The organism is Bradyrhizobium canariense, from assembly GCF_018130465.1.
Lineage (GTDB): Bacteria > Pseudomonadota > Alphaproteobacteria > Rhizobiales > Xanthobacteraceae > Bradyrhizobium > Bradyrhizobium canariense_C.
Genome location: NZ_JAFCKJ010000005.1, coordinates 243,232 through 268,179 on the forward strand (window position 1 = coordinate 243,232; position 24,948 = coordinate 268,179).

Genomic DNA, 24,948 nt, shown 5'->3' on the forward strand with positions numbered 1-24,948 from the left:
GTGATGCCCCTAAGCTGATGTGGAAATCTTCATCGCCTCCAGTACCGCGGCTGAGCTTGCGACCCAGCCGAAGATGCCGCCCTGGGCCTTGATCATCTTCAGGCCCATCTCGTGAAATTCGGGGAAGTAGGATGCGCAGCCGTCCGAGATGACGACGCAGCGATAGCCGCGGTCGTTGGCCTCGCGTACGGTGGTGTTGACGCACACTTCGGTGGTGACGCCGCACACCAGCAGATTCTCGATGCCGTATTTCTCCAGCACGTCAGTGAGTTCGGTGGCGTAGAACGCGCCCTTGCCGGGCTTGTCGATCACGATCTCGCTGTCGAGCGGATAGAGCTCCGGGATGATATCGTGGCCGGCCTCGCCTCGAATGAGAATGCGTCCCATCGGGCCGGGATCGCCGATGCGCAACGACGGCGCGCCGCGCTCGACTTTCGCCGGCGGCGCGTCGGAGAGATCGGGCAGATGGCCCTCGCGGGTGTGGATCACCAGCATGCCGGTATCCCGCGCGGCCGTCAGCACCGCACCGATCGGCTTCACCGCGCGCGCGAGCTGGCTGACGTCGTTGCCGAGCGTCTCGCCGAAGCCGCCGGGCTCCATGAAGTCGCGCTGCATGTCGATGATGAGAAGCGCGGTGGCCGACCAGTCGAGCTCGATCGCCCCGGGTTCGGCGCTGATGACGCCCAATGTCGGCTTGGTTGAGTTCAACATAACGCAGGCCCCCGCGAGAACTCTCGTCACCAGGAGTTCTGCAAGCGCCGTGCCATTGTGTACAATTGCGCTGGAGCGCGAGCTGCAAGAAAATTCGATGCTGAGTCAGGAAGTTAGGAAAAGAACTGACGGCTGCTTATTCCCTGTGCGACGGCTTTGCGCGGTGCAATTGCCTAGAGGATGAGCGGTCGCGTATCCCGGAATGACAAGGGTGGCGCCTACCGCCCCGCCCCGTACAGCCGTCGATACTCTTCCTCATACGGCGCGTAGGAATCCTTCAGCGTCGCCATGTTCAGCAGCATCGTCGCGACAACCGCGCCCGCTCTGTCGAACACGCGCGTCTTGACCCAGGCACTCTCGGTGCGTCGGCTGCCGGAGAGCGCGACGACCTCGCGCTCGACTTCGTACTCTTCGTCAACAAACAGCGGGCCCCTCAGCAGCGTGATCTCCTGGTCGGCGAACAGGCCGACGGCCGGTCCCTTGGCCGGAAGAGGATCGTCCTTGGAGCGGTACTGGAACAGCACGCTCAACATCTCCATCGGGATGATCGCCCTGCCCCAGGGATTCGAGGAAAGATTGTCGGCGCCTGAATAATACGGCGAGCTCTCGGCGATGACCGCGAGCTTCTGGCGCAGCGAAAACGGATAGAGCTCGCCCATGGTCTGGTCGAACGCCATCCGCACCGTCCGCCGCCGGCTTGTTTGCGCCACCTTCACGTCGCGCAGGATCACAGGATCGGTCAGCGGCTTGAGTTCGCCAAGACGCGCCTCCAGCGCGGTCGCGACCTGCGCATCGCCAACGCCAGCCGTGCCGCGCAGCACCTCCGTGCCATCGCGCTTCACCATCTGGATCTGGCACTGGCTGGTGCCGGGCAACGGCTTCGACAGGATCGCCTGCACCTCCTCGCCTTCGTAACAGACGCTGCGGTAGTGCGCGGAGAGGCATCCGCTCTCGAACCAGGCCTGTCCCCACAAACGCGCGCCGAGCGGAGCAAACTGGCTGAAATGCGTCGGGCCCTCGATGGTGCCGCCCTTGAAGCCGAGCTTCTGCGCGGTGGCGTCGTCGTGGATCGAGGCGTGCGCGTCGTAAGTTTGGGCTTGCAGCATCTGACGCGGCCGACGCCACGGCCCGACCAGGGCGCCGTCGGTCTCCGTGATCTCGGTATCGAACGCTTGTGCCGTCATGCAGTCCTCCGCAGTCAAGCCATGACTAGCAGGAGCGCCACGGATGCGGCCAGCGATATTGACTTCGTCTGTGCAAGCCTTTGACTGTCACAATTCGCGTCGCGCAGCCGCTACTCCCTCCCGCAGCGCAACCTCATGCCGAACAAGACATGCCGAACAAGAGACGAGGACTTCTGAAATGACGCTGATGCAGGTCGAGCTGGACGACAAATACCGGCTCGAATCGAAGCGGATCTTCCTCTCCGGCACGCAGGCACTGGTTCGGTTGCCCATGTTGCAGCGCGAACGCGACCGGCTTCAGGGCCTCAACACTGGCGGCTTCATCTCGGGCTATCGCGGTTCCCCGCTCGGCATGTACGATCACGCACTGTGGCGCGCGAAGTCACACCTCCAGCAGCACGACATCGCCTTCGTCCCTGGCCTGAACGAGGACCTCGCGGCGACCGCCGTCTGGGGCAGCCAGCAGGTCGGCCTGTTTCCCGGTGCCAAGGTCGATGGCGTGTTCGGCATCTGGTACGGCAAGGGCCCCGGTGTCGACCGCTCGGTCGACGCGCTCAAGCATGCGAATGCCGCCGGCACCTCGCTCAATGGCGGCGTGCTTGCGCTCGCCGGTGACGACCACGGCTGTCAGTCGTCGACGCTGGCGCACCAGAGCGAGCAGGTATTCGCGGCAGCGCTGATCCCCGTCATCAACCCGGCGACGCTGCAGGATTATCTCGACCTCGGCCTCTACGGCTTTGCGCTGTCGCGCTTCTCCGGCTGCTGGGTCGGCTTCAAGGCGATCAGCGAGACGGTGGAGAGTTCGGCCTCGATCTACAGCGATCCCGAACGCATCCAGATCAAGCTCCCCGACGATTTCGAGATGCCGCCCGGCGGCCTCAACATCCGCTGGCCCGACCCGCCGCTGGACGCCGAGAAGCGCCTGTTCGGCCCGAAGATGGCCGCGGTGCAGGCCTTTGCCCGCGCCAACCAGCTCGACCGCATCGTGCTCGATTCCAAGCCGGCACGGCTCGGCATCGTCGCGACCGGCAAGGCTTATCTCGATCTGCGGCAGGCGCTGGCCGATCTGGGCATTACCGACAAGGACGCGCAGGACCTAGGCCTGCGCATCTACAAGGTCGCGATGACCTGGCCGCTGGAGGAAAGCGGGGCCAAGCGCTTCGCCGAAGGACTTCAGGACGTGCTGGTCGTCGAGGAGAAGCGCGGCTTCATCGAAGACCAGCTGATGCGTATCCTCTACAATATCGATGCGTCGCGGCGTCCGACGGTTACGGGCAAACGCGATGAGCGCGGCGCGCCGCTATTGCCGAGCGAGGGCGAACTGACGCCGACCATCGTTGCGTCCGCGCTGGTGGCGCGGCTGCGCAAGCTCGGCCATCACAGCCCGGTGCTGGAACAGCGGCTCGCCCGGCTCGAGGCCTTTGACAATCCTGTCACCACCAGCACCCAGATCAAGCTCGCGCGCACGCCGTTCTTCTGCTCGGGTTGCCCGCACAACACCTCGACGCGCGTGCCGGAGGGAAGCCGCGCCATGGCCGGCATCGGCTGCCACGGCATGGCCCTGAGCATGCCGACCCGCCGTACCGATTTGATCTCGCATATGGGCGCCGAGGGCGTGAACTGGATCGGACAAGCGCCCTTCACCACCGAGAAGCACATCTTCCAGAACCTCGGCGACGGCACCTACACCCATTCCGGGCTGCTCGCCCTTCGCGCGGCATCGGCCGCCGGCATCAGCATCACCTACAAGATCCTCTACAACGACGCCGTCGCGATGACCGGCGGCCAGCCGGCCGAGGGCGGCTTCAACGTCGCGCAGATCGCGCATCAGGTCTGGGCCGAGGGCGTCAAGCGCCTCGCGATCGTCTCGGACGATCCGGGCAAGTATCCGGATGGCAATTACTTCCCGCAAGGCGCGACCATCCATCACCGCCGCGACCTTGACGCCGTTCAACGCGAGCTGCGCGACATCAAGGGTCTTACGGTGGTGATCTACGACCAGACCTGCGCCGCGGAAAAGCGCCGCCGCCGCAAGCGCGGGCTGTACCCGGATCCCGCCAAGCGCGCCTTCATCAACGAGCTGGTCTGCGAAGGCTGCGGCGACTGCTCGCAGGCGTCCAACTGCGTCTCGGTGCAGCCGCTGGAGACCGAGTTCGGCCGCAAGCGCCAGATCGACCAGTCGAACTGCAACAAGGACTTCTCCTGCGTCGAGGGTTTTTGCCCGAGTTTCGTCACCGTGCACGGCGGCACGCTCAAGCGCGTCAAGACCTCGGGGGTCGATTCCGGACAGCTGTTCGCGGACCTGCCGCTGCCGCCAACGCGTGAGCTCGACGCCCCCTACAACATCCTCGTCACCGGCATCGGCGGCACCGGCGTGATCACCATCGGCGCACTGCTCGGCATGGCCGCCCATGTCGACGGCCGCGGCTGCTCGGCACTCGACTTCACCGGCTTGTCGCAGAAAAACGGCGCGGTGATGAGCCATGTCCGCATCGCTCCGAAACCGGAAGACATTTCCGCCGTCCGCATCACCACCGGCGGCGCCGACGTCATCCTCGGCTGCGACATGATCGTCTCGGCGGGCCCCAGCGCGCTCAGCCGCGCCGAGCGCGGCGTGACCAAGGCCTACATCAACGCCGACCTGCAGCCGACCGCGAGCTTCGTGCAAAATCCCGATCTCGATTTCGAGATGGGCACGATGCAGACCGTGCTGCGCGACGCCATCGGCGACAAGAACCTCGACATCATCGACGCCACCGGCATTGCCGCCGCGCTGATGGGCGATTCGATCGCCACCAATCCCTTCATGCTCGGCTTCGCCTTCCAGAAGGGCGCGATCCCGCTGTCGCTGGAGGCGCTCTTGCGCGCGATCGAGATCAACGGCGCCGCGATCGAGATGAACAAGCTCGCCTTCACCTGGGGGCGCCTGGCCGCCCACGACATGTCGCGGGTGCGCAGCGTGCTGCAGTTCAAGAGCCGGGCATCCGCGCCGACGAAGTCGCTCGACGACATCATCGCGACGCGAGCCGAGTTTTTGACCGGCTATCAGGACAAGGCCTACGCCGACCGCTACCTCGCCGCCGTCGCCAAGGTGCGCAAGGCGGAAGCAGCTGCCTCACCCGCGTCCGCGGAGCTGACCGAGGCTGTCGCGAAAAACCTGTTCAAGCTGATGTCCTACAAGGACGAGTACGAGGTCGCGCGGCTCTACACGGATGGCAGCTTTGCCGGGAAAGTGTCGGAGAAGTTCGACGGCGACTTCACGCTGAAGTTTTATCTGGCGCCACCAATCTTCGCGCAGCGCGACAAGACGACAGGGCATCTCCAGAAGAAGGAGTTCGGCGGCTGGATGATCCACGCCTTCCGCGTGCTCGCAAGGCTGAAGTTTTTGCGCGGCGGCGCGTTCGATCCGTTCGGCCGGACCGAGGAGCGCAAGACCGAGCGGAAGCTGATCGAGGATTATCTCGGCATGATCGATCAGCGGATCGCCGGGCTGAAGGCGGAGCAGATCCCGTTGCTGGCGAGGCTCGCGCGGGTGCCGGAGACGATCCGCGGCTTCGGGCATGTCAAGGAAGCCAACATCAAGCAAGCCGCAGCCGAGAAGGCGCGGCTTGAGGCAGAGCTGGAGAACAGCCGCTTTGCGGCTGCTGCGGAGTAGCGGTTAGAGCTCAAGCTCTCTCCGCGTCATTGCGAGGAGCGAAGCGACGAAGCAATCCAGAGTCCTTCCGCGGAGGCAGTCTGGATTGCCTCGCTGCGCTCGCAATGACGGAGATTGTGGATACGGCGGAGGCTACAACTCGACAGATACCTTCGCGGCACTCGACGCTGTGATCGCCCCCTCCGCCAGATGCCGCCCCGCGATGTACCCGAACGTCAGCGCCGGCCCGAGCGTGATCCCCGGCCCCGGATAATTGCCGTTCATGATCGAGCCCATGTCGTTGCCGCAGGCGTAGAGGCCCGCGACCGGCGTGCCGTCCTCGCGCAACACACGCGCCTGGGCATCGACCTTCATGCCGATCGCCGTGCCGAGATCGGCCGGATAGATCCGCATCGCAAAGAAAGGGCCACGGAGAATGGGCGCGACGCAGGGGTTGGGCTTGTGGCTGATATCACCGAGATGGCGCTGATAGATGGTGCTGCCGCGACCGAATTCAGGGTCACGCCCCTCCTTCGCACCGGAATTGTAGCTTGCAATCGTCGCTGCGAGTGTGGACGGCTTGATACCTATCTTCACCGCGAGCTGCGCGATATCAGCAGCCTCGACCAACTCGCCGCTCGCCGCATAGCGCCTGATATTGCGCGTGAACGGCTTGATGCGGCCAAGGCCGTAGCTCCACAGGAACGGACGGTCGCAGACGAGATAGAACGGCCGGTCCGGCTCGCCATTGCCGTCGCGCAGCATGGCAAGCACGAACTCGTGGTACGACAGCGCCTCGTTGACGAAGCGCCGGCCCGCCGCATTGACCGCGATCACGCCGGGCTTGGCGCGGTCGGTCACCGTGTGCGGGAAAACGCCACGGCTGCCATCGGCGCGCCGGAACAGCGAGGCCGGCACCCAATAGGCCGGGCTCGTCGCCTCCGTATTGAGCGCTGCGCCGGTTGCGGCCGCGAGGCGAAGCCCGTCGCCCGTACCGGACGTGTTGGTCGCCGAGACGAATCCGGCCGCGGGTGGGAACAAGCGTTTGCGCAAGGTCGCGTCGTGCGAAAAGCCGCCGGTCGCGAGCACCACACCGCGTCGCGCGGCAATCAGGCGATCGCGGGCGCCGTGGCGAATCACCACGCCGCCGACGCGCTCGCCCTGCATCGACAAATCCTCGACGTCCGCGCTGAAGAGGATCTCAACCTGCCGCGCCAGCAGCGAGGCATACAGCCGTGCGGCGAGCGCATTGCCGAGATGCAGCGTCGTGCCGCGCGGGCTCCGCAGCCGCTGCCACGCATACTCCGAAACCAGCCGCGTCGCGCGAAGAGTCGAGCGCAGCGATTTTCCGACCTGGCGCAGATGCGGGATGTCGAGGCGGTTGACCATCATCCCGCCGAACAGCGTGAACTCCGGCAGCGGCGGCCGCAGCCGCGCGAAATGCGCGCCCAGCCGCGTGCCGTCGAAGACGACCGGCTCGAGCACGCGCCCGCCCGGCGCCGCGCCCAATCGCTCCGGATAATAGTCCGGATAGGCCTTCACCGGCTGGAGGCGCACTTGCGTGTTGGCTTCGAGATAGGCGACCGCCTCGGGTCCGCGCGCGAGGAAAGCGGCGCGGAGGCCCGCATTGGCGGGCTCGGGCACCGTGCTTGACAGGTATTGCACGGCGTCCGTGACACTATCGGAGAGTCCCGACTCTTTCATCTTGGGATTGGCGGGTATCCAGACCATGCCGCCGGACCATGCGGTGGTGCCGCCGACGAAAGCGGTCTTCTCGATGACCAGCACGCGCAGGCCTTCGGCGGCGGCGACAGCTGCGGCCGTCATGCCGCCGGCACCGGCGCCGACGACGATGACATCGTAAGTCTCATGCGCCGGCATCATGCGGCGGGGTTCCCGAAGCGAGGCATGACACCGTCATACCCCGCCGGGGCGCCCTCACGCTAGCGGGCCGGCTTGCGTTCGACCGGGTCGATATCGATCGCCCGCAGACGGCCGAGCCGCAGCACGTCCATGGCCAGGCGGCGGCCGATCCGATCGCGGTCGAGCACGCGGATCAGATCGTCGACGCCGTTGATCTCGACGCCGTCGAGGCCGATCACGACATCGCCGGACAACAGGCCCGCCTTCGCCGCCGGCCCATCCGGCTCGATCTGCGCCAGCAGCGCGCCCATCTTGTTCTCGACGCCGGCCAGCACCGCGTGCCGCCGCGGGATCGGCGCGGTCTGGCCGGCCACGCCGATATAGGCGCGACGGACATAACCGTGGCGGATGATCTCCGACAGCACGAATTGCGCGGTGTTGCTGGCGACCGCAAAGCAGATGCCCTGCGCGCCGCTGATGATGGCGGTGTTGATGCCGATCACCTCGGCATTCGACGACACCAGCGGCCCGCCGGAATTGCCGGGGTTGAGTGCTGCATCGGTCTGGATCACGTCCTCGATGGTGCGGCCACTGACCGAGCGGATCGAGCGCCCGAGCGCCGAGACCACGCCGGCGGTGACGGTCGATTCAAAGCCGAGCGGATTGCCGATCGCGATCACGAGCTGGCCGCGCCGCAAGGTCTTGGAGTTGCCGAGCGCCGCATAGGGCAAGTCCCGCACGCCGTTGGCGCGAAGCAGCGCAAGATCAGTGTCGGGATCGACGCCGAGCACCCGAGCGTCGCCGACATGGCCCTCGACGTCGCGCAGCCGGATCTCCTTCGACGAGCCGACCACGTGGCTATTGGTGAGAACGAGCCCGTCCGGCGAGATCACGATGCCCGAGCCGAGCCCGCCGCGCTCGCGGCCGTTCGGCACCTTCGGTCCGGTCTCGACGCGCACGACGGCAGCGCCGACGCGATCGGTCACGTCGATCACGGCATTGGAATAGGCATCCAGCAGGGCCCGGTCGTTGTCCGGGGCAGCCGCCGTCGTTCGCGATGACGATGCGTCATCGGCGATATCTGAAGTAAAATCCAACATGGCAAGAGTCCTTGAGGCTCACACAGATGGTGGCCTGTTTCCCCTCGCGCAAGTGGCCCGCTTGGGGCGCAAGGCTGGGCTGCTAGGGTGCCCTTCTCAGGCTTGCCGGCCGTGCCCTGACCGGATCAAGCAACGACCAGTCGCCATCCTCCAGCACGTAGCCTTTGGGGAACGGCGCACGCAGTTCCAGCCCGAGCGAACGCAGCACGCGATCGTCGCGGTAGTAGCATTGCAGCACCACGCGAACGAGCGTTGCGGCCGCGGCGCCGCCGGAACTGCGAAACTCCTGCGCCACCGCATCGCGCTTGGCGGGATCGAGCTCGGCAAGTGGTTGGTCCGCCAGCCGCGCCAGATGGTCGAGCGCCTGGCGGACCAGGGCGGTGTCACGGCCGAGCGTCGCCAGGATGTCGGCCTGGATCGCGGGGTCGTCGGCGCCGGGCACCTTGTACTCGTCGCTGGCGGGAACGATCATCGCGGCGATGGTGCGGAGATCGTTGCATTGAGCGCGTGTCAGTTGATTGTCTGCGGACATGACGGTCTCAATCGAACAAATTGGCGAGGCGCTGCTTCATCTGGTCGGCGACGTAGAGCGCGATGGCCTGGATGGTAGAGGTCGGGTTGACGCCGCCCGAGGTGACGAAGACGCTGCCGTCGACGATGAAGAGGTTCTTCACGTCGTGCGAGCGGCCCCATTCGTTGACGACGGAGCGTTCGGGGTCGGTGCCCATTCGTGCCGTGCCGAGCAGGTGCCAGCCGCCCCACGGGATCGGCGAGTTGACGCAGATGTCGGTCGCCCCCGCGGTTTCGAGAATCTCCCGGCCGCGCGCCAGCGCATGCTCCATCATCTTCCGGCTGTTCTCGCTGATCGTGTAGTCGATCCTCGGCGCGGGAATGCCGTGACTGTCCTTCAGGACCGGATCGAGCGTGACCTGATTATGCTCCTCCGGCAGATCCTCGCAAATCGCGGAAAACCCGAGCCGGTGTCCATTGAGCTTGCGGAAGACGCGGTGATGGTCGGCGCCCCACGGCAGAATGCCCTTCTGCTCGCTGACGACAGCCTCGAACACCGGCCCGGCGCCGCGCACGAACTGGACGCCGTAGCCGCGCACGAAGCCGCGCGAGAGATCCGTGTCATACCACTCCTTGCTCCACAGGCAGGTCGGCGGCGCGCGGTTGCTATCGGTCGGCTCCTTCACATAGCCGTAGATCTGCGCATAAGGATGGAACATCAGGTTTTTGCCGACGAGGCCGGACGAATTGGCAAGCCCGTTCGGAAAGCGGTTCGATGCCGAATTCAACAGCAGCCGCGGCGTGCCGACGCCGTTGCAGGCGATGATGACGACATGCGCCGGCTGGAACTGCTCGACGCCGTCCTTGTCGTAATAGACTACGCCGGTGGCCATCCCGTTCTCGTCGGTGGTGATCTCGCGTACCCGGCAATGCGTACGCAGCTCGACGCCGGCGCGGACCGCGTGCGGCCAATAGGTGATATCGGTCGAGGATTTGGCGCCTTGCGCGCAGGCCGGGGTGCAATGGCCGAGATTGATGCAGCGCGCGCGGCCCTCATAGTCCATGGTCGCGACCGTCGTATCCGACGGCCACCAGTGCCAGCCGAGCCTGTTCATGGCCTTGCCGATGATGGCGCCGGACAATCCGAGCGGCTGTTGCGGCATCGGCGGATGCGTCAGCGGTGAGAGCGGATCGCCCGAGAGGCCGGACGTGCCCATCATCCGGTCGTTCTCTTCGAAGAATGGGGTCAGCGCGTCGTAGTCGATCGGCCAGTCGTCTGCGACGCCGTCGAGCGTCCTCACCTTGAAATCGGAGGGATGCAGCCGCGGCCAGTGCGCGGTGTACATCACCGTCGAGCCACCGACCGCGTTGTAGTTGACGACCTTGATCGGCGAGTTGTCGTCGTTGATCGGATAGTCCTCGGGCCGGCCGCGGACGTTGGGGCTGGACGACCACTCGCCGTAGAACTTGGCCTCCCAGTCCCGGCCCGTGCTGGGATATTCCGCCGGGTTCATCCAGCCACCCTGCTCCAGGCAGAGAATATGCATCTTGGTCTCGGCCAGCGACCACGCCACCGCCGCGCCTGAAGCGCCGGCGCCGATGATCAGGACGTCCACGGGGTCTTTCATCGCAAATTTTTCCTCCCTTCGCCGCTTTCCGGGCGATTCGGCCTTCGGACCGCAAGGCCGACGAACGATAGGATCAGAGCTACGGCTGAGTAAAGCCACGAGGCCGGAATGTCGCACTTCGCAGGGCGCAGACCATTGGTATCGCCACATCCGGATGCTAGGAACAAGGCGTACGAGCCATCGATAGCGAGACCTTATGTCCTTCCGAAAATCCTTTGCCGGCGCCCGCGCTTTTGCGCTCGTTTTCTTTCTCGCTCTGTCCGGATTTCTGGGCACCACCGGCCCCGCCTCCGCGCTGACCGCCGCCGCGACGGTCCGCGACGGCAACGCCATCCAGCTCGGCGACGTCACCTACCGCCTCGACGGCGTCGACGCACCCGAGCTGGACCAGGTCTGCATCGACGATCACGCCGATCCCTGGACCTGCGGCATCGAGGCCCGCGACCAGCTCGCCAAGCTGATCGGCAAGCGATCCGTGCGTTGCGACGATGTCGGGCCGGAAAAGAGTTTTGGCAAGCGGCACCGCGCGATCTGCACGGCCGAGGGCGACAAGACCAGCTTGAACGAGCAGTTGGTCAAGCTCGGCTATGCCATCGCGCGCGAGCCGATCAAGGCGAACGTCAAGCCGGCGGCGACCGACGCCAAATCGGCCTCCGTCGGGATCTGGAAGGGCTGCTTTGTTGCACCGCAAGAATTCCGCACCGGCAAAAAGGACGGCGCGCTCCTGGGCGTCGCCTGCCGCGCCGACCGCGACAAGGAGATTCGCGCGGTGTTGTTTCCCGAGGATCTGACGATGCCGCCGAGCTGTGGCATCAAGGGCAAGCTCGCGGTGCGCGCGCGTGTCACCGGCAATATCGGCATCTATCATTTGCGGGGGTGCCCGAGTTACCCCGCGACCACCAAGCCGGACCGCTGGTTCTGCTCGGAGGACGACGCCCAGGCCGCGGGCTTCCGCAAGGCCTATAATTGCCGCCGGCCGAAATGACGAAGCCCATCACGCGCCCGTGAGCGGTAGCCGGAGACAGTATTCATCCGGAATTGAACTCTATCGGGAGTTGCCGCATTTTTAAGCGTACGCAAGCGCTTTGCGCGAGCGTTTCCTTGGCGGCAATCCGGCTCCGGCCCGATTGCTTTGCTCGGGCGTTTCCTCCCTAGACTTGGGCCGCTTGTCACAACAAGCGGCTCTTCTTTTTTGCACAATGCGCTACCGGCGCATTGGCATGATCTGATCCATGGGCGGCATGTTCGCATTCAGATGCGCCATGATCCAGACGGTGCCGCCGACCACCAGGAAGACCACCAGCAGCCCGAACGCCAGCGCCAGCACGTTGTTGGTGTTGTCAGGGCCGGTGGTGATGTGCAGGAAGAACACGAGGTGCACGCCCATCTGCGCGATCGCCAGCACGATCAGCGCGACGGGAATGGAAGGCTGCCAGACCAGATCGGTGCCGGCGATGAAGAACGAGGTCGCCGTCAGCAGCAGCGCAAGCGCAAGACCGACCACGTAACCGAGGATGCGCGCCCCGACACTGTGTTGCTCCTCATCGCCCGGCGCAAGGTCATGGCCGGCCGGCATATGCGTCTGATCGCTCATGCGCCACTCCCAAGCAGGTAGACCACGGAGAACACCGCGACCCAGATGATGTCGAGCGCGTGCCAGAACAGCGCAAAGCACATCATCCGGCGCAATATGTCGGCGCGAAAGCCTTTTGCAAAAACCTGGGCCACCATGGTCAAAAGCCACAGCACGCCAGCCGAAACGTGCAGACCGTGGCATCCCACCAGCGAGAAGAACGCTGTGAGGAAGGCGCTGCGCGACGGCCCATAGCCGCGGGAGACGAGGTCTGCGAACTCGCGGAACTCAATGATGAGGAACACCACCCCCAGCCCGCAAGTCACGGCCATGCCGAGATAGAACCAGAACCGGTTGCGCACATCGGCGGCGATGCTCGCCATGCCGCACGTGAAGCTCGACAGCAGCAGGCAGACCGTCTCGATCGCGACGTTCCGCGGCTCGAAGATCTCGGAGCCCTTCGGGCCGCCGGCGGTCTGGCCGGCCAGCACCGCATAGGCGGCAAAGAAGCAGGAGAACATCACGATGTCGGAGAGCAGGAAGACCCAGAAGCCATAGGCGGTCACGATGCGCTTCGACGCGGGGCCGGGATGCTCGATGACGAGCCCGATGTGATGGGGATCGGCGTGCGCACGGCCGGCGGTCGTGGTCATCGCCATCAGACCGCTCCCGCCATGCTGACGAGGCTGCGCCGCTCCTCGAGATTGACGCGGTCTATCGCCGCGACCTCCTCGGCCGGAATGACGTATTCGTCATGGTCGCGCCAGGCGAACACGACGAAGGTCGCGAACGCCCCGATGCCGCCCAAAATCACCATCCACCAGATGTGCCAGATCAGCGCAAAGCCCATGATGGTGGCGAAGAACGCGCAGACGAAGCCGGTCGGCGAGTTCCTGGGCATCTCGATGTCCTGATATTCCGGTCCGCCGTGCTCGAGCGATTGCTGCTGGGCACGTGCCTTCATGTCCCAATAGGCATCCTCGCCGCGCACGTCGGGATTAAAAGCGAAGTTGAACACCGGTGGCGGCGACGACGTCGCCCATTCCAGCGAGCGGCCGTCCCAGGGATCGCCAGTGCGGTCGCGCAGGGCCTCGCGGTTGCGAATGCTGACGACGAGCTGCATGATCTGGCAGATCACGCCAATCGTCAGCACGGCCATGCCGGCGGCTGCAACCAGCATCCATGGCCGCCACGCCGCAACGTCATAGTGCTGCATGCGCCTGGTCATACCGAGCATGCCGACGACATAGAGCGGAACGAAGGTGACGTAGAAGCCGAGGAAGGTGAACCAGAACGCGAGCTTGCCCCAGCGGTCGTCGAGGCGAAAGCCGAACGCCTTTGGAAACCAGTACTCGAAGCCGGCGAAGGCGCCGAACAGCACGCCGCCGATGATGACGTTGTGGAAGTGCGCGACCAGAAACATGCTGTTGTGGAGCATGAAATCGGCCGGCGGCACCGCGACCAGCACGCCCGTCAATCCACCGATGATGAAGGTGACCATGAAGCCTATCGACCACAGCATCGGCGTCTCAAAGCGGATGCGTCCGCCATACATCGTGAACAGCCAGTTGTAGATTTTCACCCCGGTCGGTATCGCGATGATCATGCTGGCGATGCCGAAGATGGCGTTGACGTCGGGGCCCGCGCCCATCGTGAAGAAGTGATGCAGCCAGACCATGAAGGAAATGACGCAGATTGCCATGGTCGCCAGCACCATCGAGCGATAGCCGAACAGCGCTTTGCCGGAGAAGGTCGAGACCACCTCGGAGAAGATGCCGAAGGCGGGCAGCACCAGGATGTAGACCTCGGGATGCCCCCAGGCCCAGATCAGGTTCATGAACATCATGACATTGCCGCCGGCCTCATTGGTGAAGAAGTGGAAGCCGAGATAGCGGTCGAGCAGCAGCATCGCGAGGGTGGCGGTCAGAATCGGGAAGGCCGCGACGATCAAGAGGTTCGAGGCCAGCGTGGTCCAGCAGAACATCGGCATGCGCAGATAGTTCATCCCCTTGGTGCGCAGCTTCAGCACCGTCGTCACGAGATTGATGCCGGCCACCAGCGTGCCGATGCCGGAGATCTGCAGCGACCACGCATAATAGTCGACGCCGACGCCCGGTGAGTAGGACAGTTCCGACAGCGGCGGAAACGCGAGCCAGCCGGTGCGGGCGAACTCGCCGATCACCAGCGAGAGATTGACCAGCAGCGCGCCGGTCGCGGTCAGCCAGAAGCCGACCGAATTGAGCGTCGGGAAAGCGACGTCGCGCACGCCAAGCTGGAGCGGCACGATCAGATTCATCAGCCCGATCACGAACGGCATCGCCACGAAGAAGATCATGATGGTGCCGTGCGCGGAGAATATCTGGTTGTAGTGCTCCGGCGGCAGATAGCCCTGCGACTGAAAGGCGACCGCCTGCTGGATCCGCATCATGATGGCGTCGCTGCCGCCGCGCAGCAGCATCACCGAGGCCAGCAGGATGTACATGACGCCGATCCGCTTGTGATCGACGCTGGTGATCCATTCGTGCCAGAGATAGGGCAGATGGCCCTTCACCACGACCCAGATCAGCACCCCGAGAATCCCGACCAGCACCACCGCGCCCGCGATCAGCGGGATCGGCTGATCGAACGGAATGGCCGACCAATCGAGCTTACCGAGCATCATGGCCTCCACTGTGCGGACGGCCGGCATCGGAGACCAGCTCCGGCCCCGGTCCCGGCGGAATGTGCTGGGTCGCGATCAGGTCGAACAGCCGGGGATCGTCGAGCCGGTAGATCGGCCTGCCCTTTTCGACGCCCTGCTGCATCAACTTCTTGTAGCTCTCCTCGTTCAACACGGCATCGGACTTCGCCGTGCTTGCCACCCAGTCCGGAAAGGCGAGCGGCGAGATCACGTTGACGTCGAACATCATGTCCGGAAAGCCGTCGCCGGAGAAATGCGCCGACAGGCCTTGCAGCTTGCCTTCGTTGTCGGCGCGCAGGTTCAGCTTCGTCACCATGCCGTTCATGGTGTAGATCATGCTGCCGAGCTGCGGGATGAAGAACGTGTTCATCACGCTCGACGACGTCAGCTGGAAATTCAGCTCGGCGCCGGCCGGCACCGTCAGCGTGTTGACGGTGGCGATGCGCTGATCCGGATAGATGAAGAGCCATTTCCAGTCGAGCGAGACGGCCTGGATGCGGACCGGGCTGCCGGTGCCGGGCACCGGCGCGGCGGGATCGAGCTGGTGCGAGCCGATCCAGGCGACGCCGCCGAGCAGGATCACGGTGAGCGCGGGGATCGCCCACACCACCATTTCCACCCGCCCCGAATAGACGAAGTCCGGCTGGAATTTTGCTTTCGGATTCGAGGCGCGAAACCAGAATGCAAAGGCCAGGATCGCGAAAATGGTCGGCACCACGATCGCAAGCATGATGAAGACGGAATCGACCAGGATGGTGCTGTTGGCGGCAGCTACCGGCCCTTGTGGATCGAGCAGATTCATCGGCAAGCCACTGGCGATTGGGAAACCCCGAGAGGAGCCTAGCGCGGAAAAGCCCCCGCAACAAACGCAGTTGCGTGAAGAGGGTTCCGGACAATCGCCGCTTCATCTCGTGGGGCGGCATGCAATTCCATGCGATGTCAATGACATCTACGCGGGACGGTCGGCCTTCTCACCTCCGTGCGCCATTGCTAGTTTGCACGAAAATATCGGGATGAAACGACATGCAGGGCCCTGAGGACGATGCCGGCCTCGCCGGCAAGGTTGCGCTGATCAGTGGCGGCGGCGCCGCGGGCGACGGCATCGGCAACGGCCGCGCTGCAGCAATCGTGCTGGCCCGCGCCGGCGCCAAGGTGCTGGTCGGCGACCGCGACCTCGAGCTTGCCGAACGCACCGTCGAGACGATCACGGCCGAGGGCGGTACCGCTTCTGCGCATGGCGGCGACGTCACCAGTGAGGGCGATTGCAAGCAGCTGGTCGAAGCCGCGCTCGATCGCTGGGGCCGGCTCGATTTTCTCGACAACAATGTCGGCATCGGCAGCCGGGGCAGCGTGGTCGACGAGACGCCCGAGCAATATCGCCGCGTCATGCAGGTCAATGTCGAGACCATGTTCCTGCTCTCGGAGCATGCCATCCCCGCCATGATCAAGACTGCCAAGGGCGGCGCGATCGTCAACATCTCCTCGATCTCGGCGCTGCGGCCACGCGGGCTCACGACCTACACGACCTCGAAGGCCGCGATCATCGGTCTCACGCGCGCAATGGCGGTCGATCACGGCCGCGACAACATCCGCGTCAACTGCATCTGCCCCGGGCCGATGTACACGCCGATGGTCTACGCCCGCGGCATGAGCGAACAGGCACGCGCGCAGCGGGCCAGGGCCTCCATACTCAAGACCGAAGGCACCGGCTGGGATGTCGGCCATGCCGTCAAGTTCCTGCTCAGCAATTTTGCACGCTACATCACCGGCCAAGTGCTGGTGGTCGACGGCGGCGTGACGCTGCAAGCCCCCGAACGCGAGTCCCAAGAACACTAAGGAAACACACGATGGCCCGCCTGCCCTATCTCGAGGCCGACCAGGTCGCGCCTGAATATCGCGACATGCTCAAGCGCAACACCAATCTGCACAAGCTTCTGGTCAACTCGCCGGAGATGGCGCGCGCCTTCAACGGCATCGGCGGCTACATCCGCTTCAAGAGCAAGCTCGACCCGCGGCTGCGGGAGCTTGCGATCCTCCAGGTCGGCTGGATGGAGAAGTCGGAATACGAATTCACCCATCACGTGAAGATCGGCAAGGAGTTCGGCGTCACCGCCGAGGACATCGCTGGCCTGATGGCCGAGACCGACGGCAAGCCCTCGAAGCTCGAGCCGCAGGCGAAGGCGATCCTGAAAGGCGCCCGCGAGATGGTACGCGAGCTCGCGATGTCGGACGCGACCTTTGCCGAGATCAAGCAGCACCTCTCCGACGAGCACATGGTCGATCTCGTCCTGACTATCGCTTTCTATTGCGGCGTGGTGCGCGTGCTCGCTACCATGAAGATCGACAACGAGCCATATTACAAAGAGGTACTCCAGCAGTACCCGATCCCGGGAGTGAACTGACATGCGCTTGAAGGACAAGATTGCGATCGTGGTCGGGGCCGGGCAAAGTCCCGGCGAAGGCATGGGCAACGGCCGCGCCACCGCGCTGACCTTCGCGCGCGAGGGTGCCAAGGTGCTGTGCGTCGATCATCATCTGGAATCGGCGCAGGAAACCGCCGCCATGATCGCCGCGAAGCATGGCACGGCAGCGGCATTCAAGGCCGACGTCACGAAGTCCGCCGACATCAAGGCGATGGTCGCGGACGCGCAAGCGCGCTGGGGCCGGATCGACGTGCTGCACAACAATGTCGGCGTCAGCCTGTCCGGCGGCGACGCCGAGCTGCTGCAAATCACCGAGGAGGCCTTCGACCGCATTGTCGCCATCAATCTGAAGAGCTGCATCCTTGCGGCGAAAGAGGTGATCCCGATCATGCGCGCGCAAGGAGGCGGGGCGATCATCAACATCTCCTCGATGGCGGCGATCACCACCTACCCTTACGTCGCCTACAAGGCGACGAAATCGGCGATGATCGCCTTCACCGAACAACTCGCCTACCAGAACGCGGAATACGGCATCCGCGCCAACGTCATCCTGCCCGGCCTGATGAACACGCCGATGGCCGTCGACACCCGCGCCCGCGAATGGCACAAGACCCGCGCCGAAGTCGAAGCTGAACGGGACAGCAAGGTGCCGCTGCGCAGGAAGATGGGCACCGGATGGGACGTCGCGAATGCCGCGCTGTTCCTGGCATCGGACGAGGCGAATTTCATCACCGGCGTGACGCTGCCGGTGGATGGCGGGGCGAGCGTGAGACGGGGGTGAGCGACGCCAGCCCAGTGCTTCTTCCCTTCTCCCCTTGTGGGAGAAGGTGGCGCGAAGCGCCGGATGAGGGGTTTCTCTCCGCGCACGCATAGAGGAATTCGCCGATAGAACCCCTCACCCGTCTCGCCGCTGCGCGGCGAGCCACCCTCTCCCACATGGGGCGAGGGTACACCTTCATCGCGGCGTGCCTGTCACCCGCCAGATCGTCCCGTTGCCATCCTCCGAGACCAGCAGCGACCCATCCTTCGCCACCGCGACTCCGACCGGCCTCCCCCACACCTCGGTCTCGCTCACCACGAACCCCGTGACGAAATCCTCGTACTCGCCGGTCGGCTTGCCGTCCTTCACCCGGATGCGGATCACCTTGTAGCCGGTGCGCTTCGACCTGTTCCAGGAGCCGTGCTCGGCCGCGAAAGCATCGCCCTGATACTCGGACGGAAACTGCGTGCCCTGATAGAAGGTCATGCCGAGCGAGGCCGAGTGCGGCTGCACCAGCACGTCAGGCACCGTCACCTTGTCCTTGAGGTCCGGCCGCGCGCCGGCGTGGCGCGGGTCTTCGTTGCCGCCGATATAGAACCACGGCCAGCCATAGAAGGCGCCTTCCGTCACGCTGGTGACGTAATCAGGCACGAGATCGTCGCCTAGGCCGTCGCGTTCGTTGGTCGAGCACCAGGGCAGTCCGGTCTGCGGCTGGACCGCGAGCCCGACGCAGTTGCGGATACCGGTGGCGTAGATCTTCCGCTCCTTGCCGTCGGGATTGAAGGCGAGCACGGTGGCGCGCTCGGTCTCGCTGGCCCAGGCCGCGCCAAGTGGTTGCGCTTTCGACCACGCCTGCATCCCGCCCGGCGGCGTGCCCATGCCCTCGGCGACGTTGCTGAGCGAGCCGACGGACACCAGCATGCGCTTGTTATCAGGCGTGAAGACGATGTCGCGGGTGGAATGGCCGCCGTCATGCGGCAGGCTCGCCACGACCGTCTCCGCCTTGCCACGCGCCTTGAGATCGCCGGCCTGATAGGGAAAGCGGACGACGCTGTCGGTGTTGGCGACATAGACCCATTGCGGATTGTCGCCGTTCGGGAAGAAGGCAATGCCGAACGGCTGCCTCAGGCCGCTGGCGAACAATTCGTTGGTGGCGACCTTGCCGCCCTCGCCGGCGCGAAGCACGCGGATGGTCCCTCCCCGCGTCTCCGCGACGAAGACATCGCCGTTCGGCGCCACGCGCACGATGCGCGGGGCACGCAGACCCTCGGCGAACAGCTCGATCTTGAAGCCGGCCGGCACCTGAAGCACAGCCTCCGGCGGACGCGGCACCACACGCGACGAACTCGCAACCGACCGCGTGGCGCCGGGCCTCACCAGATCCTGCGGCCGGATCAATCTGACCGTGCCGGGCTTGTCGGCCTGCCAATCGCCGTAGGCATCCTGGCCCTGCAGCACCGGCTGGGCCTGCACACAGGTCGCGACCGCGACCAGCCACCCCGCGGACATCGCCACGAACGAAATCCTGTTCTTCACGTCGTTTCCTCCCGGCCTTCACGTCTCGCGCATCAACGCCGATCGACGCGCAAACGTTCTGCGACAGGTCAAATGCCTGCCGAATCCCACGTCAGCTCATGCCCGCACGATGTGCATCAGCCGCAGCCCATCGTACTGGAAAATGCGGCTGATCGGTGCGACACATTATAAGGGCGGGGCCGCCGGTTGCGGTCATCAAGGCTGCGGCATTGGGGTCGCATCTGTTGGGGTGATCATGTGGGGATCCATCATATCGGAATGGGCAAGCCTGCTGCTCCGCTGGCTGCACGTGGTGGCGGCGATCGCCTGGATCGGCAGTTCCTTCTATTTCATCGCCCTCGACCTCAGCCTCAAGCCCAAAACCGACTCTCCTGAGCGCGATCTGCCGGACGGCGTGCAGGGAGAGGCCTGGCAGGTCCATGGCGGCGGCTTCTACCGGATCATGAAATATCTAGTCGCGCCCGCCCAGATGCCGGACGAGCTGACCTGGTTCAAATGGGAGGCCTACACCACCTGGCTGTCGGGCTTCGCCCTGATGGTGGTGGTGTATTATCTCGAGGCCGATTTGTTCCTGGTCGACAAGTCGATCCTCGACCTCACGCCATTCCAGTCCGGCCTGTTCAGCCTCTCGAGCCTCGCGCTGGCTTGGCTGCTTTATGAAGGCGCCTGCCGTACCGGGCTCGCGCAGCGCGAGCTGCCCTTCGCCATCGGCGGCTACCTGTTCCTGGTCGCGTTGACCTACGCCTTCACCCACGTGCTGAGCGGGCGCGGCGCCTTCAACCAGATCGGGGCGATCATCGGCACCATCATGGTCGCCAACGTCTTCGCGCTGATCATCCCGAACCAGAAGAAGATCGTAGCCAGCCTGATCGCGGGACAGGCGCCCGATCCGAAGCTCGGCAAGTCCAGCAAGGAGCGCTCGGTCCACAACAACTATCTGACGCTGCCCGTCGTCGTGCTGATGATCAGCAACCATTATCCCCTGCTCTACGCCACGCGCTTCAACTGGATCATCGTCGCGATCATCCTGGCGCTCGGCCCCGTGATCCGCCATTTCTTCAACGAGCGGCACGCCGGGCGCAGATCGCCATGGTGGGTGTGGGGCGTCGCAGCGGTCGGCGTGATAGCGATCCTCTTCCTCTCGGCCGCCGGCCCGCGCGAGGTCAAGACAAGCACGCTGTCGGCGCAGCCGACGCTTGCCAATGTCGAGGAGATCGTGATGTCCCGCTGCAGCATGTGCCACGCCGCCGAGCCGGCCTGGGCCGGAATCGTGACGGCGCCGAAGGGCATATTGCTCGACGCGCCCGAGCACATCCATCGCAACATCCGCCTGATCGGCCGCGTCGCCGCCTGGTCCAATGCGATGCCGCCGGGCAACATCACCGAAATGACCAGCGATGAGCGCGCCATCCTCGCCGCCTATATCGAGCAGGCTCGCTGACGCCGTCACGCGTCGATAGAGCATTTCGCGGAATGAAATTTCGTATCTCCCACCGATTTGAAAATGACTTGCCCGCCTATCCGGCGTAGACAGGACCAATGGCCGCCAGCGCGGCCTCAAGTCAGTTTGCATTCGGGGAAAGAACAGTGGCCCTCAAGAACGTCATCGGTATCGACCACGCCGTGGTCATGGTGCAGGACCTCGACAAAGCCGCCGAAAACTACCGGCAGCTCGGCTTCACCATCTCGCCGCGCGGCACCCACAGCGCACATATGGGCACCGGCAACTACACCATCATGTTCGACCCGGACTATATGGAGCTGCTCGGCGTGCTCGCCGCGACCGAGCATAACGCGCCGGCGCGTGCCTTCCTCGACAAGCGCGGCGAAGGCATCGAGCGCATCGCCTTCACCGCGGTCGATTCCACCGCCGGCGCGGAGGAAATCCGCGCACGTGGCCTGGAGCCGATCGGCCCGACCGATTTCGAACGGCCCGTGACGCTGCCGAACGGCACGATCTCGGCGGCGAAATTCCGCACCTTCATGTGGCCGACCGCGGAGGCGCCAGGCGGCGTGCGCATCTTCGCCTGCCAGCACAAGACGCGCGAGACGGTGTGGATTCCCGAGCTGATGAAGCACGCCAATGCGGCCAAGCGGATCAAGCAGACATTGATCGCGACGCCCGAGCCCGCGAAGGACGCCGCGCATCTGGGACGGCTGATCGACCGCGAGCCGAAGACTGAGGCCGACGGCGCGGTGACCGTGCCCTCCGGTGGCGATCGTGCCGACTTCGTCTATTTGACACTGGAGCAGCTCGGCAAACGCTATCCCGGCGTGCCGCTCGCGGGTCTTTCCGAACGTGGCGGTGCGGCCCTCGTGCTCGTGAGCGGCGATCTTGCGGCCACTGAAAAGGCGCTTGGTTCGGTAGCTGTGCGCAGCGGGCCTGCGATCTGCGTGCCGCCGGCCAAGGCCAACGGCACCCTGCTCGCCTTCGTTGCGGGCTGATTTGAACTAATTCTTTAACAAGCGTTTACCGGGCGGCCTTAGGCTTCTGGGCTCCCACGCCTTCAGGGCCAAGCGCATGTTCAAAGAGAAATCGCCGATCGCCTATGACGCGCCGGCCGAACTGAAGAAATGGCCGTCGTTGAAGGGCGAGAGGCAGAAGGACCGAGGTCCGCCCTATCTCGTCTACAACGGTACGCTCGCCGATTGCGTCCGCGAGCTCATGGGCAAGCCCATCAAGGGCATCTCGCTCTACGACATCATGACGAGGCCGCAAGCAGCGTTCGACCAGACCGTGCTGTCGCCCGGCGATGCCGCCGAGATCGCGATGCGGAAGGACTTTCCCAAAGACTAGTTCGAGACGCGCCTGCCCCCGGACTTCCCCTGCTGCTTGGACGAGGATTCCGTCGGCGCATCCAGGAAGACCACCGGTGTGCCGCGCTTGACGTGATCGCCCAACGCGCGCACGTCCCAATTGGTCAGCCTGACGCAGCCGTGCGACGCGGACTTGCTGACCTTGTCGGGCTCCGCCGTGCCGTGGATGCCGTAACCCTGCGCCGACAAGCCGATCCAGAATGCGCCGACCGGATTGTTCGGGCCCGGCTGGACGTCGAACGGCTGTTTCGATTTGACGCTGCTGAACTTGTAGTCGGGATTGTAGTGATAGGTTGGCTTCTCGTTGGTGCTGGTGACCTTGAGCGTACCGCTCGGCGTCGGACGATCCGGACTGCCGATTGACGCGGGATAGAATGCAAGCAAGCGGCCGGCTCCGTCGAACGCCTTCAGGGTCTCGTTCTTCTTGTCGATCTCGAGGCGTGCAACGGGCGGCAGCTCCCTTCGTGCAGAGACGTTCGCAACCGTAATCGTCTCTCCGGCCTTGTCGAAGGACTTGCCGGGATTGAGCGTCCGGACCAGCTCCCCGCTCATGTGGAATTTTTCGGCGAGCCCCTCGAGCGGGCTGGTGTAGCTCAGCGCCTTCAGCGACTTCATGTCCTCGAGCTTGCCCGGCAGCTCCTTCAGGAACGGTCCCTTCACGTCGACGTCGGTGATCTTGTAATCGACGATCATGGGACCTTCGCTCGCCGCACTCAGCCTGTCCCAAAGTTCCGGCGCGATCGTCTTGTCGGACGCGATACCGTTCTGCTCGGCAAATGCCTTCAACGCCTTCTGCGCGTTCTCGCCGAACTTGCCGTCGATTTCGCCGGGCGAGAACTGGGCACGGTCCAGCATGATTTGCAGCTTCACAACGGACGCGCTGATCTTGTCGGTCGCCGGCTGTTTTGCGGGACGCGCAGCGTCGTTCACTGCGCCGGCGTCGAGATTGTTCGCGAGCGCCGGGCAGATCACCACCAACGAAATCATCGCGCCAAGCATCCACCGCATCATGTCGCTCGTCCCAATTCACCAATGCCCCGCAAAACCGCGGAGAGTTTTGCGGCGGGAACACCGTAGTAACACCGGCGGAACCGACGAGACCGCAGCTTTGCCGCAATCGCACGGTTAAGAACTCGTTATCGCCGGCGCAGCGCTGGCTGTTCATCCCACAGTTCGAGGTTGCTCCAGCAATGCGATTTGTCATCGCGGCTTGCGCCGCGTTCATGATTCTGATGTGCGACCTCGATCCGTCGGCGTCCCGCCAAACATCGGCTTTCGACCACGCCGTTCTTCAAAACACTCAAGCCTCGCCACTTGTTCCGGTGGTCGAGCTGTTCCTCGCAAGTGTGCAGGCCCTCGAGCTCGCCAATGCACGCGCGGCCTATGAGGAGACACCCGAGCCGCCGCATGCGGTCGAACCTGTCGCGCAGGCGCCGGCTTCGCCGACGGAACGATTCTGCCACGCGCTTCGTGAAGCCGCCGAGGCCAGCGGCATTCCGGTGCCGTTCTTCGCGCGCCTGATCTGGCAGGAGAGCCGCTTCAAGTCCAACGAGGTCAGCCAGGCCGGCGCCCAGGGCGTCGCACAGTTCATGCCGGAAACGGCAGCGGAGGTGGGGTTGGATGATCCCTTCGATCCGATGAAGGCGCTGCCGGCATCAGCCAAATTCCTGCGCAAGCTGCGCGACGATTTCGGCAACCTCGGCCTTGCCGCAGCCGCCTATAACGCAGGTCCCGGCCGGATCCAGAAATGGCTCGCCAAAGAGAGCGAACTGCCGCGCGAGACACGCGACTATGTCCGCATCATCACCGGCACCAGGGCCGAGGACTGGACCGAACGCGCGGTAGCCCTCGCGATCCGGATCGACCTGCCACGCGAGGCGCCCTGCGAGGGCATCGGCAGCCTTTCCAAGACGAAGGACGTTGCCTGGGTTCCGGTGAACCTGACGTCCTCGGTCACGACCATCATTCGCAAGGCGGAGCAACTGGCGGCGCGATTGACGGCCAACCGCGCACGCAAGCGGCTTGCGTCCCTGATCCGAAAGAGCACCCACGGCAAGGCACGCAGCATGATCGCGGCGCGCGCGGCGGGAAAGAGCGCGAAGGCCCGCGCCATCCGCCTCGCATCCAGCGAGCGCTAACCGGTCACACCGGCTTGTCGTCGTCGGTCACCGGCGACGTCACCACAAGAAACACGAGATCGGTCAGGCCGGAGTTCGAGATCGCGTGCTCGACGCCGGGCGGCAGGAAAATCACGTCGTGCTTGCGCACGACATGGTTCTTGCCGGCGATTTCCATCAGGCCCTCGCCGTCGAGGACGTGATAGACCTGCTCCTGCACCTTGTGGTGATGCCGCGCGACATAGGCCATCGGCTGGTACATCGAGATGCGGTAGTCGATGCGGCGCGAGCCTGCCGTTTCCGGCATCACCAGCGGCTTTGACAGCGCGCCGCCGAAGTGATTGGGGAATTCGCGCCAGGGCACCTCCGCAATGTTGCGAATGAAGGCGCCGTTGCTGTCCTCGGCCATGAT

General features: G+C 64.7%; 22 protein-coding genes. 9 read left to right on the plus strand and 13 right to left on the minus strand.

Translation table 11 applies throughout. The features are described 5' to 3' along the window. Nucleotides 1-9 precede the first annotated feature (9 nt). The gene (locus tag JQ591_RS16735; protein ID WP_211397115.1) at nucleotides 10-711 is read right to left on the minus strand and encodes a cysteine hydrolase family protein; all 702 of its coding nucleotides are present in this window, start codon (nucleotides 709-711) and stop codon (nucleotides 10-12) included. Nucleotides 712-929: 218 nt separating this feature from the next. Further along, nucleotides 930-1,895 (minus strand): hypothetical protein, encoded by a 966-nt coding sequence (locus JQ591_RS16740; RefSeq protein ID WP_211397116.1) that lies wholly within the window; start codon nucleotides 1,893-1,895, stop codon nucleotides 930-932. 178 nt (nucleotides 1,896-2,073) lie between these two features. On the opposite strand from JQ591_RS16740, the gene JQ591_RS16745 reads away from it, so the two are divergent. Then, nucleotides 2,074-5,550 (plus strand): indolepyruvate ferredoxin oxidoreductase family protein, encoded by a 3,477-nt coding sequence (locus JQ591_RS16745; protein ID WP_211397117.1) that lies wholly within the window; start codon nucleotides 2,074-2,076, stop codon nucleotides 5,548-5,550. A gap of 132 nt (nucleotides 5,551-5,682) precedes the next feature. Here the strand turns inward: JQ591_RS16745 and JQ591_RS16750 are convergent, their stop codons facing one another. The 4 genes from JQ591_RS16750 to JQ591_RS16765 all read right to left on the minus strand — a co-directional run bounded on the left by JQ591_RS16750 (nucleotide 5,683) and on the right by JQ591_RS16765 (nucleotide 10,630). Beyond that, nucleotides 5,683-7,413, minus strand: coding sequence for an FAD-dependent oxidoreductase (locus JQ591_RS16750; protein WP_211397118.1), 1,731 nt, complete (start codon nucleotides 7,411-7,413; stop codon nucleotides 5,683-5,685). A gap of 59 nt (nucleotides 7,414-7,472) precedes the next feature. Beyond that, nucleotides 7,473-8,492: a S1C family serine protease gene (locus JQ591_RS16755; protein ID WP_211397119.1), complete on the minus strand. Its 1,020-nt coding sequence runs from the start codon at nucleotides 8,490-8,492 to the stop codon at nucleotides 7,473-7,475. Between the two features lie 82 nt (nucleotides 8,493-8,574). Then, on the minus strand, nucleotides 8,575-9,024 hold the full coding sequence (locus JQ591_RS16760; protein ID WP_211397120.1) for a hypothetical protein: 450 nt from the start codon (nucleotides 9,022-9,024) through the stop codon (nucleotides 8,575-8,577). Between the two features lie 7 nt (nucleotides 9,025-9,031). Beyond that, nucleotides 9,032-10,630 carry a GMC family oxidoreductase gene (locus tag JQ591_RS16765; protein WP_211397121.1) on the minus strand — a complete coding sequence of 533 codons (1,599 nt, stop codon included), beginning with the start codon at nucleotides 10,628-10,630 and terminating at the stop codon, nucleotides 9,032-9,034. A gap of 196 nt (nucleotides 10,631-10,826) precedes the next feature. On the opposite strand from JQ591_RS16765, the gene JQ591_RS16770 reads away from it, so the two are divergent. Next, entirely contained in the window at nucleotides 10,827-11,615 is a 789-nt protein-coding gene (locus JQ591_RS16770; protein ID WP_211397122.1) for a thermonuclease family protein, read from the plus strand. Between the two features lie 219 nt (nucleotides 11,616-11,834). Here the strand turns inward: JQ591_RS16770 and cyoD are convergent, their stop codons facing one another. From cyoD to JQ591_RS16790, 4 genes are read right to left on the minus strand one after another with little or no spacing between them, the layout of a single operon-like run. Next, nucleotides 11,835-12,224 carry a cytochrome o ubiquinol oxidase subunit IV gene (gene cyoD / locus JQ591_RS16775; RefSeq protein ID WP_211397123.1) on the minus strand — a complete coding sequence of 130 codons (390 nt, stop codon included), beginning with the start codon at nucleotides 12,222-12,224 and terminating at the stop codon, nucleotides 11,835-11,837. Beyond that, the gene (locus JQ591_RS16780) at nucleotides 12,221-12,862 is read right to left on the minus strand and encodes a cytochrome (ubi)quinol oxidase subunit III (RefSeq protein WP_211397124.1); all 642 of its coding nucleotides are present in this window, start codon (nucleotides 12,860-12,862) and stop codon (nucleotides 12,221-12,223) included. Before JQ591_RS16780 ends, cyoD begins: the two co-directional genes overlap by 4 nt. Continuing rightward, entirely contained in the window at nucleotides 12,862-14,862 is a 2,001-nt protein-coding gene (cyoB, locus tag JQ591_RS16785) for a cytochrome o ubiquinol oxidase subunit I (protein WP_211397259.1), read from the minus strand. The genes JQ591_RS16780 and cyoB overlap by 1 nt, the downstream gene beginning before the upstream one ends. Next, complete coding sequence (locus JQ591_RS16790; protein WP_211397125.1) at nucleotides 14,852-15,685, minus strand: cytochrome ubiquinol oxidase subunit II; 834 nt, start codon at nucleotides 15,683-15,685, stop codon at nucleotides 14,852-14,854. Before JQ591_RS16790 ends, cyoB begins: the two co-directional genes overlap by 11 nt. Before the next feature lie 221 nt (nucleotides 15,686-15,906). Between JQ591_RS16790 and JQ591_RS16795 the strand changes: the two genes are divergently transcribed. From JQ591_RS16795 to JQ591_RS16805, 3 genes are read left to right on the plus strand one after another with little or no spacing between them, the layout of a single operon-like run. Further along, nucleotides 15,907-16,719: an SDR family NAD(P)-dependent oxidoreductase gene (locus JQ591_RS16795; RefSeq protein ID WP_211397126.1), complete on the plus strand. Its 813-nt coding sequence runs from the start codon at nucleotides 15,907-15,909 to the stop codon at nucleotides 16,717-16,719. Between the two features lie 11 nt (nucleotides 16,720-16,730). Further along, nucleotides 16,731-17,285, plus strand: coding sequence for a carboxymuconolactone decarboxylase family protein (locus JQ591_RS16800; protein ID WP_211397127.1), 555 nt, complete (start codon nucleotides 16,731-16,733; stop codon nucleotides 17,283-17,285). A 1-nt stretch (nucleotide 17,286) separates the two neighbouring features. Continuing rightward, nucleotides 17,287-18,087 carry an SDR family NAD(P)-dependent oxidoreductase gene (locus JQ591_RS16805; protein WP_211397128.1) on the plus strand — a complete coding sequence of 267 codons (801 nt, stop codon included), beginning with the start codon at nucleotides 17,287-17,289 and terminating at the stop codon, nucleotides 18,085-18,087. A gap of 174 nt (nucleotides 18,088-18,261) precedes the next feature. Here JQ591_RS16805 and JQ591_RS16810 read toward each other — a convergent pair whose 3' ends face one another. Next, complete coding sequence (locus JQ591_RS16810) at nucleotides 18,262-19,602, minus strand: PQQ-dependent sugar dehydrogenase (protein ID WP_211397129.1); 1,341 nt, start codon at nucleotides 19,600-19,602, stop codon at nucleotides 18,262-18,264. 235 nt (nucleotides 19,603-19,837) lie between these two features. Between JQ591_RS16810 and JQ591_RS16815 the strand changes: the two genes are divergently transcribed. The 3 genes from JQ591_RS16815 (at nucleotide 19,838) to JQ591_RS16825 (ending at nucleotide 22,399) form a co-directional block, all read left to right on the plus strand. After that, nucleotides 19,838-21,043, plus strand: a complete 1,206-nt coding sequence (locus JQ591_RS16815) for a urate hydroxylase PuuD (protein WP_211397130.1) — start codon at nucleotides 19,838-19,840, stop codon at nucleotides 21,041-21,043. Nucleotides 21,044-21,189: 146 nt separating this feature from the next. Next, a complete protein-coding gene (locus JQ591_RS16820; protein WP_211397131.1) occupies nucleotides 21,190-22,047 on the plus strand; it encodes a VOC family protein in 858 nt (285 codons plus the stop codon). Nucleotides 22,048-22,123: 76 nt separating this feature from the next. Further along, nucleotides 22,124-22,399 (plus strand): hypothetical protein, encoded by a 276-nt coding sequence (locus JQ591_RS16825; RefSeq protein ID WP_027516602.1) that lies wholly within the window; start codon nucleotides 22,124-22,126, stop codon nucleotides 22,397-22,399. Here the strand turns inward: JQ591_RS16825 and JQ591_RS16830 are convergent. Further along, on the minus strand, nucleotides 22,396-23,430 hold the full coding sequence (locus JQ591_RS16830; RefSeq protein ID WP_211397132.1) for a L,D-transpeptidase family protein: 1,035 nt from the start codon (nucleotides 23,428-23,430) through the stop codon (nucleotides 22,396-22,398). The two genes, JQ591_RS16825 and JQ591_RS16830, sit on opposite strands and share 4 nt — an antisense overlap. 179 nt (nucleotides 23,431-23,609) lie before the next feature. Between JQ591_RS16830 and JQ591_RS16835 the strand changes: the two genes are divergently transcribed. Continuing rightward, on the plus strand, nucleotides 23,610-24,557 hold the full coding sequence (locus JQ591_RS16835) for a lytic transglycosylase domain-containing protein (protein ID WP_211397133.1): 948 nt from the start codon (nucleotides 23,610-23,612) through the stop codon (nucleotides 24,555-24,557). 4 nt (nucleotides 24,558-24,561) lie between these two features. On the opposite strand, the gene JQ591_RS16840 is transcribed toward JQ591_RS16835, so the two are convergent. Further along, nucleotides 24,562-24,945: a cupin domain-containing protein gene (locus tag JQ591_RS16840; protein ID WP_211397134.1), complete on the minus strand. Its 384-nt coding sequence runs from the start codon at nucleotides 24,943-24,945 to the stop codon at nucleotides 24,562-24,564. Nucleotides 24,946-24,948 lie beyond the last annotated feature (3 nt).

What these genes read in the sequence shown, in the direction of transcription:
- JQ591_RS16835 (WP_211397133.1), top strand. Translation starts at nt 23,610, where the DNA reads ATGCGATTTGTCATCGCGGCTTGCGCCGCGTTCATGATTCTGATGTGC.
- JQ591_RS16830 (WP_211397132.1), bottom strand. Translation starts at nt 23,430, where the DNA reads ATGATGCGGTGGATGCTTGGCGCGATGATTTCGTTGGTGGTGATCTGC.
- JQ591_RS16765 (WP_211397121.1), bottom strand. Translation starts at nt 10,630, where the DNA reads ATGAAAGACCCCGTGGACGTCCTGATCATCGGCGCCGGCGCTTCAGGC.
- JQ591_RS16770 (WP_211397122.1), top strand. Translation starts at nt 10,827, where the DNA reads ATGTCCTTCCGAAAATCCTTTGCCGGCGCCCGCGCTTTTGCGCTCGTT.
- JQ591_RS16780 (WP_211397124.1), bottom strand. Translation starts at nt 12,862, where the DNA reads ATGGCGATGACCACGACCGCCGGCCGTGCGCACGCCGATCCCCATCAC.
- JQ591_RS16760 (WP_211397120.1), bottom strand. Translation starts at nt 9,024, where the DNA reads ATGTCCGCAGACAATCAACTGACACGCGCTCAATGCAACGATCTCCGC.
- cyoD (WP_211397123.1), bottom strand. Translation starts at nt 12,224, where the DNA reads ATGAGCGATCAGACGCATATGCCGGCCGGCCATGACCTTGCGCCGGGC.
- JQ591_RS16735 (WP_211397115.1), bottom strand. Translation starts at nt 711, where the DNA reads ATGTTGAACTCAACCAAGCCGACATTGGGCGTCATCAGCGCCGAACCC.
- JQ591_RS16755 (WP_211397119.1), bottom strand. Translation starts at nt 8,492, where the DNA reads ATGTTGGATTTTACTTCAGATATCGCCGATGACGCATCGTCATCGCGA.
- JQ591_RS16825 (WP_027516602.1), top strand. Translation starts at nt 22,124, where the DNA reads ATGTTCAAAGAGAAATCGCCGATCGCCTATGACGCGCCGGCCGAACTG.
- JQ591_RS16795 (WP_211397126.1), top strand. Translation starts at nt 15,907, where the DNA reads ATGCAGGGCCCTGAGGACGATGCCGGCCTCGCCGGCAAGGTTGCGCTG.
- JQ591_RS16840 (WP_211397134.1), bottom strand. Translation starts at nt 24,945, where the DNA reads ATGGCCGAGGACAGCAACGGCGCCTTCATTCGCAACATTGCGGAGGTG.
- JQ591_RS16790 (WP_211397125.1), bottom strand. Translation starts at nt 15,685, where the DNA reads ATGAATCTGCTCGATCCACAAGGGCCGGTAGCTGCCGCCAACAGCACC.
- JQ591_RS16750 (WP_211397118.1), bottom strand. Translation starts at nt 7,413, where the DNA reads ATGATGCCGGCGCATGAGACTTACGATGTCATCGTCGTCGGCGCCGGT.
- JQ591_RS16805 (WP_211397128.1), top strand. Translation starts at nt 17,287, where the DNA reads ATGCGCTTGAAGGACAAGATTGCGATCGTGGTCGGGGCCGGGCAAAGT.
- cyoB (WP_211397259.1), bottom strand. Translation starts at nt 14,862, where the DNA reads ATGCTCGGTAAGCTCGATTGGTCGGCCATTCCGTTCGATCAGCCGATC.
- JQ591_RS16740 (WP_211397116.1), bottom strand. Translation starts at nt 1,895, where the DNA reads ATGACGGCACAAGCGTTCGATACCGAGATCACGGAGACCGACGGCGCC.
- JQ591_RS16815 (WP_211397130.1), top strand. Translation starts at nt 19,838, where the DNA reads ATGTGGGGATCCATCATATCGGAATGGGCAAGCCTGCTGCTCCGCTGG.
- JQ591_RS16745 (WP_211397117.1), top strand. Translation starts at nt 2,074, where the DNA reads ATGACGCTGATGCAGGTCGAGCTGGACGACAAATACCGGCTCGAATCG.
- JQ591_RS16800 (WP_211397127.1), top strand. Translation starts at nt 16,731, where the DNA reads ATGGCCCGCCTGCCCTATCTCGAGGCCGACCAGGTCGCGCCTGAATAT.